We start from the raw sequence: 7,879 nt of genomic DNA, 5'->3' as shown, positions 1-7,879 counted from the left end.
CTTCCTCGGCACCGGCCATGTTGAGCAGGATGCGATAAGCGGTGACAGTGGCGCCGCGCAGATGGCGATTGAGCAATTCGGCATAGGCAGCACGGTCCTGCCCCGCCACGCGGGCCATCAGGGCGCGGTCATGATCGGCGGCCAATTGCCGTTCTGCGCTGAGAGGGCGGATTTCAGGCGCGGCCACGCCACCGCTCCGCCGCGCCGGGGAAGGGCCGGCCAGGGTTGCTGGCCGAGCCGGATATGTTGCTGCCGTGCTGTTCATGCAGAGAGCTACACGGCATGGCGGCGGATTTCCTGCGCAGCCCGCTCAACGCCTCATGCGCCGGTATCAAGCGCACGCAATTCGGCATTCAGGCGGGCGATTTCCTCGCCGATGGCTTTCAGCGTTTCCGGCTGGTCCCAGTCGCGATACTGCTCCTGGCGATAGGCCAGGGCGTTGCGGTAGTAGAGATAGGCATTAAGCCGGTTGCGCACATAATTATTCTGCGTCTTGATCACCTTGCCGGGCGCGCCCACCACGATGGAATTATCCGGGATCACGGTGCCTTCCTTGAGGAAGGCGGCGCCGCCGATGATGCAGTTATTGCCGATCACGCAGCCATCCATGATGGTGGCGCCGATGCCGATCAGGCAATTATCGCCAATGGTGCAGCCATGGATCGTGCAATGGTGCGTGATCGAGCAATGGCTGCCGATATAGGTGCCGGTCTGGCCACCGATATGCAGCATGGCGAAATCCTGGATGTTGGTGTATTCGCCCACCACAATCTCAAAATTCTCCGCCCGCATCGCCACGTTGATCCATACCGAACTGCCTTTTTCCAGCCGCACCTTGCCATAAATCTGCGCGGTTTTGTGGATATAGGCGGGGTCGTTGAGGACCACGTCGGGGCCGTGGATCGGCATGGGGCTTCCTTCCGGTTGGTTTTTTTATGTCACTGCGCTTGGTTGAACAGGTCGTCGGCTGCCTGGCGCGCGGCTGCGGCATCCGCCGGGTTGGCACCGCGCAGGAAGGCGCGGCGCTGCTGCTGCGATGATGAGCGCAACGTGGCGTAATAATCCAGCGAGCCAGCGCGTAATTCGTCCAGCGGCTTCAACAACTCCTCACGCCGCACCAGCACCTTGGCGCCGGTCAGTGCCAGGTTGGCATTGTCGTTCAGGATATAGACCAGCGGATCGGCCAGATTATCCACGCCATTGCCCAGCGCATCGCGCAGATTGGCCGGGCCGAGCAGGGGCAGCATCAGGAACGGGCCTTCGCCAATGCCATAGCTGTGCAGGGTCTGGCCAAAATCCGCCGGCTTGCCTTTCCAGTCGAGCAGGTCATCGGCGGCATCCCACAGGCCCAGCACACCAACAGTGCTGTTCACGGCAAAGCGGCCAACCGTGGTGGCGGCATCGCCGAGATTGCCTTGCAGGGTGTGATTGAGCAGCACGGCGGGTGATTTCAGATTGGTGAAGGCGCTGCGCAGGCCACCCTTCACCACATCCGGCGTGAAGCTGTAAAGCCAGGCGATGGGGCGCAGCAAAAAGGTATCCACCACCTCGTTGAAGGCGAAGAAAGCCCGGTTCACCGGCTCGATCGGGTCCCAGATTTCGCTGCTGCCGGCAGTGCCGGCGCCCATTGCCTGGGGCATGGCCTGACTGTAGCTGGCCTGACTGTAGCTGGCTTGGGTGAAACTGGCTGCCGGCATGGAACTGGCGCTTTGCGACCCGCCATAGCGCGCCAGATAGGGGCTATCATACCATTGTCCGGGCCGCCCCGCGCTGGGGCCGGCAACATATTGGGTCGGCCGGATCGGCGGCGAGGCTGGCGGTGGGCTGGCGCTCTGATACCAGGCATTGGGCAGGGCGGCGGGCGCGGCAGCGGCGTAACTGGCTGCGGCCTGATAGGCCTGAGGGCCAAAACTCGGCGCTACGCGGGCGATATAGGCGGCGGTCTCCTGGGCGCGGCGGCGGTCATAGACTGCTTCGCGGCCAACGATTGTAGCCAGATCACGCCCCACCCGGGCCTCAAGCTGGCGTTCCTTGGTGGCCAGAATCTGGCCATTACCCAGGCTGCCATAGCTGGCCCGCTCGCGGGCTTGATCGATGCCGGCCTGTTGCAGGATGGCGGCGATTTCTGCCGCCACCGCCGGCGCCACGTTTTGCGCCTGCACTTGTGCCGGCTGTGCCAGCAACAGCAGACCGATCAGGGCCATATGGTGGCGTTTCATGCGGTTGCGGCCCTCGGATCGGATTGGCTTTGGCGGGATCAGGGTTTGGCGGCTTTGCCAAAAGTATCGGCGCGCTGCTCGGCTTCGGCAAACAAGGCCGCATCCAGCTTGCCGCGTAATTCGGCCAGCCGGTCGATGGCGGCCGGATGGCCGCTGCGCGCCGCCAGGGTGAGCCACGACAGGCCCAGCACATCATCCTGCTGCACCCCTTCGCCGCGCAGATAGCGATTGCCGATATGATTTTGCGCCTGGGCGTAATTCTGTTCGGCGGCCTTGGTGAACCAGGCGGCGGCGGCCACCAGATCGCGGTGTGTGCCTTCGCCGTCGCGATACATCTTGCCGAGATTATACTGCGCCTTGTCCAGCCCCATTTCGCCGGCCCGCAGCAGCAGGGCAAAAGCGGCGGGTTTGTTTTCCGGCCCGCCCAGACCTTCCAGATACATCTTGCCCAGGCTGTACAATGTGCGCGCTGAGCCATTGGCCTGGGCGCGTTCCAAAAGCTTGCGCGCCTCGGCCATATCCTGCGCCACACCATCGCCGGCAATATAGAGCATGGCCAGATTATGCAGCGCCTGCGGATGCTCCTGTGCTGCCGCCTTGCGCCACCAGGCAATGGCGGCGCGCAGGTCTTCCGACAGGCCCAGCCCATCGCTGTACAACACGCCGAGATTATACTGCGCCCGGGCATCGCCGGCTTCCGCCAGCGGCAGCCATAACTTCAATGCCGCATCAAAATCGGCGCGTTCGTAGGCGGCAAGGCCTTGGTCGAAAGCATCGGGGTTGCTCTGTTGTGCCAGAACCGGGCCATGCATCAGCAGCATCGCCAGGCCGCTGGCGGCGAGGGTTTTGCGTAGCAGTTTCATGTCCTTCACTCCCACTGCATTATAGGTCCGGCATCGGGGCCGGGCTTGGTCAGCGTTTGGCGCTGATGCTTTCGCGGTCGGCACGGGCGCGCAACACACCGATCAGGTCACCCACACCCCGGCTGCTCGCCACGGCGATGAATTCATCGCGCTGGGTCAGCGCCATGCTGACGCCTTCCACAGTCACATCAATGATGCCGAGGCGCGGCCCGGCAAATTCGCGCACCCGCCAGTCGCAGCGGATCGGCTGACCATTCTGCGGATCGATGCGGGTGGCCACTTCAGTATCGCTATCGCCCACCGCGCGCGTGCCCAGGATGCTGAAGCCGCTGGCCTGAAAGCCGGCCAGGCGCCGCGCATAGCTGCGCAGCACAAAGTCGCTGAACACCTGCTGGTATTCAGCCGCCTGCTCCGGGGTCAGGCCGTTATAGGCGCGGCCCAGCACAAAGCGGGCGATGAAGGGCAGGTCAAACCCCTGGCGCAGCAGGTCGCGCAATTGCGCCTCGCGCTGCGGCAAGGATAGCGGCTGTTGCAGGATGCCCAGCGTATATTGACCCAATTGCTGGATGAAATTGGCGGCGGCGGCCGGGTTGGCCGCCAGGGCCGGGCGGATGGCTGCCAGTGGCAGCAGCAGCCCGGCCAGCAACAAGCTGCGACGCCCGATTTGCCTCGGTGCAGGAAGCCGTGTCGCGCTTGGCAGACGAATCATGGCGCCATCCCTCATGGTCCGAGAATACAAACTGGTTCCCGGCGAGGAAAGGGCGAGGGGGGCAGGTTAAATTTGCCCGCCCCGGTAGGATATGGCCTTACTTGGTCGCCTCTTTCAGATAGGCGATGATATCGGCCACTTCGCTTTCCTTCTTGATGCCGGGGAAGATCATCTTGTTGCCCGGGATATAGCCTTTCGGATCGGCCATATAGGCGGCGATGCTGGTTTCGTCCCAAACCACTGCCTTGGCGGCCATGGCATCGGAATATTTGAAGCCGGCGCCGGTGCCGGATTTGCGCCCGAAAACGCCATGCAGGCTGGGGCCAACACCATTCTTGCCGGCTTCCAGCGCATGGCAGACCCGGCATTTGGCAAAAGCCTTCTGGCCGGCAGCGGCATCGGCGGCTTGCGCCTGGCCGGCGGCGGCAAAGCCGAGGCCGAGGCTAAGGGCGGTGGCAAAGGTCAGGCTGCGCAGCATGGTCGGGGCTCCCAAATCTACAGGCTTTGCTGGGGGGGGGATAAGACTACGCGCCTGATTTAGCACGGGGCGGCACAGGGTCAAAGCGACCGGATGCCGCAGCTATTTTTTCCACAGGCGCGATTCGCTGCGGCGGCATTTACCACCGCTTAAGAGGCGCATGGTTAGCTGTGCCGGTTTCAGCAAGGGTTGCGGCGCATGAACATGATGACCAGCCTTGGCCAACCCCGCTTGCAGAGCATGCTGGCGGCCGGTGTCGAGGTGTTGCGGATACAGGAAGGTCTGGCGGCACGGCGCGGCAATCTGGTGGCCGAATTGCTGCGCGGCCAGGGCGATTTCTATGAGCAGGAGCATTACCCGGCCGGCGATGTGTTCGATCCGGAAAGCGGCGCGCAATACTATTATCATGCGCATCGCGGCGATGCGCGCGAGCATGGCCATTTCCACGTTTTCATGCGGCCGCATCATCTGCCCGAGCGGTTTGAGCCGGCGCAATGGGCAAAGCCGGGGCTGAAAGTGCCCTGCGGCCCGCTTGGCGCGGCGGCACTGGCGCATATTGTTGCCATCGGCATGGATAATTACGGCCTGCCGGTGCGGCTGTTCACGGTCAACCGCTGGGTCACCGATGAAACCTGGTTTGCCGCCCGTGATGTGATCGCCATGCTGGATCGTTTCCAGGTTGGCCATGCCTATCCCTCGGCCCGGGTGAATAGCTGGCTCACCGGCCTGCTAAGGCTGTTTCAGCCTGAAATCGCCGAGTTGATCCGCCGCCGCGATGCCGCCGTGGAAGCCCGTGGCCGCGCCAACCCGCGCGCCAGCGCGCTGGAAGACCGCAGCCTGGAAATCACCGCTTCACTCGATATCTCAGTGGAGCGCCGCGTGCGCCAACTACGCCGCTCGCTCGGGCAATGAGCATGTGACCGATTCCGTCACCCTGCGGCGCAATGCTGGCGCCACAGGAGGCGGTGGCTGCTCGGCGCCATACTGGAACGACACCGTATCGGCGCCGCGGGTGATGCTGGCCGGATGATCAAAGCCGCGCCAGCTATAACTCCGGCCATCGCCGCTGCGAATGTTTCGACAATCCAAAAAATCCTGTGTGACACATCGTTCAATCCTCCGCAGCAACAAGTGAATCAGATCAGGCCGCTAGGCGCGACAGGTTTTTGGAGGTGGCGACCTGATGTTGCGAGACTTCAGTTATTCCGGAGCGTGCGAATGGACAATCTGTTGAAAGCTCACACCTACATTATCGAGACACTCCGTGAAGCGGCTAAACGAGGGGCTGCTACTTGACCTGCCAACTCAAAATCCGCTGGGTGACATATTCTTTGATCTGGTCCAAAAGGTGGAAATTCTGCTGTGACACCGAGAACTCAATTATCAGATTCTCAACGACAACATACGTTTTGCATATCTCTAAATTATCCAACGACTTCGCCGATGTGGTTGATTTAAAGCACGATCCCATCCAGTAATTCGAGAGTGGAGGTATCTGCTTAGACTGTTCTGGATTTTGACTCACCAGTTCCCATGACGAACGCAGGGTCGGCTTTCGATAAATGCGAAACCAAGGCTTCCCCTTGACCGGCTCTACCACCCGTTCAGCGTATTCGCCAGTCGCGTACCAAAGCTCTCTATGTCGATTCGGATACTTGTATCGAAAAACCTCATGCTCGCTAAGAGCTGCAAGGAGTATCAGCACGTCCTCGTGGGTATTCTTGTCTTGCTCGACGTAGCCCCTGATCGCCTGCCCGATCTCGTTCGCCGGGATGACCAAAAGTGCCTCATTTGCCCCATCATCAAGACCAGGAAGCCAGCTCAACCAACCTGGCACGGCAGTCTCACGCGAGTATTGCTCCGGAATACGGAAGGAATGCTCGCGTAATTTTAAAACAACTGTGTTGCCCTCCTTCAAGGCTAATGCCGAGCTAGTGCTGGAGCTGATCCACAACACCGCCAGGACCGCTAAGGCTAGTCTAAGAATGCTCATCGGTTGTCACAACGATTACACCAAACTGCTCGTGTCCAGTTAGCCTCACCAAGTCTACCAGTGAAGGGTGTTCCTCCAAAGGCTGTTGCTGGAAGCCCATGCAAGACAAATACTTCGTGATGATACTCGGCCACTTGACGCGGGCTCAATAAGCCCGGGGCCCCCCTCGCATCACTATCTACTGCAATCACGTGGGCCCTCATTAAATCCACCCTTATCTGCATTATATTGACATCCTTCCCGGCATAAATACGGCTAAATGCATTCAATCTGTCATTAATGGACGCTCCACCAAACAGGGTATCGATCAGGCCGCCAGGAGGATCTAAAGACTTTAAGGCGATATCGGCAATCGGATCTCCAATCGCCCTCCGCGAAGACCAGAACTCCCGTACCTTGCCATCATTGGCCAATGTGCGTTGCTCAGGAGTTATGCCGTAACCCTGGCTCTCTGCTGCATGAGCTGCATGATTGAACATATAAATGAACGCACTAGTGGCAGCGCCGTTGGCGAATTTTCCACCGGCTGCGACAGAAGCCGCGCCGCCAACCACAGCGCTGGCAACGGTCTTGGCCAGAATCTCCCCTACTTCCTTGCCCGGTATTGCTGCCTGAAGAACGGAGCTACCAAAACTGCCAATCGCAGCCCCAAGGAATGCTGAACCAAAATCCCCGTCTTGTGCGGCTGCCAACCCACCTTGCGCAACACCATGCAAGGCTGCCCTGCCGACAAATCCAATATCAAGACCGCCAATCCCGAATGTTAGGGCACCACTAATGCCGCCAACAATTGCCCCTTTTATGCCTCCAGTAAGACCGCCAGCGACAGCGCCAACAACAATAGCTGCTTCGAGTGACTTGAGCCCGGCAATCCAACCCAGGCCAGCCGGGCCGAGAGCAACAGCCGATACGATGCCAACTGCAAGCGCAACAACTGGATTGCGGAACAATCTGCCTATCTTCAGATACCCTGTCGGGTCTGTGTATGTGAGCGGGTTGTTGTCGACATAGGAGTACCGGTTGAAAGCCTGTACGGAGAGCGGATCGGCGATGATCGGGTCGGCGGAGATGAAGCGGGCGATCAGCGGGTCGTAAAGCCGGCCATTCATGTGAACCAGGCCGAGCTCTTCGATATGCTCGTGATCGGTGAAGCCGCGGTTCGGCAGGCCCGAGGCTTCCAGGCTGCCGGTGGGATCGGCGGCGCCATTGGCGTTGCGCCGCTTGCCCCCTGTAAGCGCGCGACCGCGAAGCGGGCGTGGGCGCACAGGCCCGAAGGGCCATCATACGACATGCGCTGGACCACGGCGCCGGCAGCATCGGTGACCATTGTGGTCGAGCCCAGATGGTCGCGGTGCAGCCAGGACCGGGTGACATTGGCCGAGCTATGCGTGTAGCTGATATCCGTGGTGCGGATGGTCAGCGCGATGCCGCCGCCCGCCGCGACATAATCGGTCCAGGCGACATGCGCCACGGCCAGGCTCAGGCTGCGCTCGCTGCGCGCGCCTGTGGCCGCATCGGTGTAATAATGCGTCAGCCCGCCTGGCGCGCTTTTCAGTACAGGTCAGCCGGGTTGATCCCGAGCGTCCATGGGAGATCAATTTTGCCGTTTATGAGCCA

General features: G+C 60.9%; 9 protein-coding genes and 1 pseudogene. 1 reads left to right on the top strand and 9 read right to left on the bottom strand.

The window, feature by feature from the left end; translation table 11 throughout:
* The 6 genes and pseudogenes from KBB36_RS15650 to KBB36_RS15625 all read right to left on the bottom strand — a co-directional run.
* Positions 1-187: pseudogene (locus KBB36_RS15650) on the bottom strand (hypothetical protein); the annotation flags it as partial.
* Positions 188-318: 131 nt separating this feature from the next.
* Positions 319-909, bottom strand: coding sequence for a gamma carbonic anhydrase family protein (locus KBB36_RS15645; protein ID WP_290982881.1), 591 nt, complete (start codon positions 907-909; stop codon positions 319-321).
* A 29-nt stretch (positions 910-938) separates the two neighbouring features.
* Positions 939-2,219, bottom strand: coding sequence for a VacJ family lipoprotein (locus KBB36_RS15640; protein WP_290982878.1), 1,281 nt, complete (start codon positions 2,217-2,219; stop codon positions 939-941).
* A 38-nt stretch (positions 2,220-2,257) separates the two neighbouring features.
* Positions 2,258-3,082, bottom strand: coding sequence for a tetratricopeptide repeat protein (locus KBB36_RS15635; protein ID WP_290982875.1), 825 nt, complete (start codon positions 3,080-3,082; stop codon positions 2,258-2,260).
* A 49-nt stretch (positions 3,083-3,131) separates the two neighbouring features.
* On the bottom strand, positions 3,132-3,791 hold the full coding sequence (locus KBB36_RS15630) for a phospholipid-binding protein MlaC (RefSeq protein ID WP_290982873.1): 660 nt from the start codon (positions 3,789-3,791) through the stop codon (positions 3,132-3,134).
* Between the two features lie 97 nt (positions 3,792-3,888).
* The gene (locus tag KBB36_RS15625) at positions 3,889-4,269 is read right to left on the bottom strand and encodes a cytochrome c family protein (RefSeq protein ID WP_290982870.1); all 381 of its coding nucleotides are present in this window, start codon (positions 4,267-4,269) and stop codon (positions 3,889-3,891) included.
* A gap of 198 nt (positions 4,270-4,467) precedes the next feature.
* Here KBB36_RS15625 and KBB36_RS15620 point away from each other — a divergent pair, with 198 nt between their 5' ends.
* Positions 4,468-5,181 carry a hypothetical protein gene (locus KBB36_RS15620; protein ID WP_290982868.1) on the top strand — a complete coding sequence of 238 codons (714 nt, stop codon included), beginning with the start codon at positions 4,468-4,470 and terminating at the stop codon, positions 5,179-5,181.
* A 376-nt stretch (positions 5,182-5,557) separates the two neighbouring features.
* On the opposite strand, the gene KBB36_RS15615 is transcribed toward KBB36_RS15620, so the two are convergent.
* From KBB36_RS15615 to KBB36_RS15605, 3 genes are read right to left on the bottom strand one after another with little or no spacing between them, the layout of a single operon-like run.
* Positions 5,558-6,262, bottom strand: coding sequence for a hypothetical protein (locus KBB36_RS15615; RefSeq protein WP_290982865.1), 705 nt, complete (start codon positions 6,260-6,262; stop codon positions 5,558-5,560).
* Positions 6,259-7,371, bottom strand: a complete 1,113-nt coding sequence (locus KBB36_RS15610; RefSeq protein WP_290982862.1) for an RHS repeat-associated core domain-containing protein — start codon at positions 7,369-7,371, stop codon at positions 6,259-6,261. The genes KBB36_RS15615 and KBB36_RS15610 overlap by 4 nt, the downstream gene beginning before the upstream one ends.
* Positions 7,368-7,733 carry a hypothetical protein gene (locus KBB36_RS15605; RefSeq protein WP_290982859.1) on the bottom strand — a complete coding sequence of 122 codons (366 nt, stop codon included), beginning with the start codon at positions 7,731-7,733 and terminating at the stop codon, positions 7,368-7,370. Before KBB36_RS15605 ends, KBB36_RS15610 begins: the two co-directional genes overlap by 4 nt.
* Positions 7,734-7,879: the final 146 nt, after the last annotated feature.

This window comes from Ferrovibrio sp. (assembly GCF_017994015.1).
In the GTDB taxonomy this organism is placed as follows: domain Bacteria; phylum Pseudomonadota; class Alphaproteobacteria; order Ferrovibrionales; family Ferrovibrionaceae; genus Ferrovibrio.
This window is presented reverse-complemented; position numbering and strand designations above follow the sequence as displayed.

Excerpts from the sequence above, each read along its gene's own strand:
- KBB36_RS15640 (WP_290982878.1), bottom strand. The coding sequence starts at position 2,219 with ATGAAACGCCACCATATGGCCCTGATCGGTCTGCTGTTGCTGGCACAG.
- KBB36_RS15630 (WP_290982873.1), bottom strand. The coding sequence starts at position 3,791 with ATGATTCGTCTGCCAAGCGCGACACGGCTTCCTGCACCGAGGCAAATC.
- KBB36_RS15615 (WP_290982865.1), bottom strand. The coding sequence starts at position 6,262 with ATGAGCATTCTTAGACTAGCCTTAGCGGTCCTGGCGGTGTTGTGGATC.
- KBB36_RS15610 (WP_290982862.1), bottom strand. The coding sequence starts at position 7,371 with ATGAATGGCCGGCTTTACGACCCGCTGATCGCCCGCTTCATCTCCGCC.
- KBB36_RS15625 (WP_290982870.1), bottom strand. The coding sequence starts at position 4,269 with ATGCTGCGCAGCCTGACCTTTGCCACCGCCCTTAGCCTCGGCCTCGGC.
- KBB36_RS15645 (WP_290982881.1), bottom strand. The coding sequence starts at position 909 with ATGCCGATCCACGGCCCCGACGTGGTCCTCAACGACCCCGCCTATATC.
- KBB36_RS15620 (WP_290982868.1), top strand. The coding sequence starts at position 4,468 with ATGAACATGATGACCAGCCTTGGCCAACCCCGCTTGCAGAGCATGCTG.
- KBB36_RS15635 (WP_290982875.1), bottom strand. The coding sequence starts at position 3,082 with ATGAAACTGCTACGCAAAACCCTCGCCGCCAGCGGCCTGGCGATGCTG.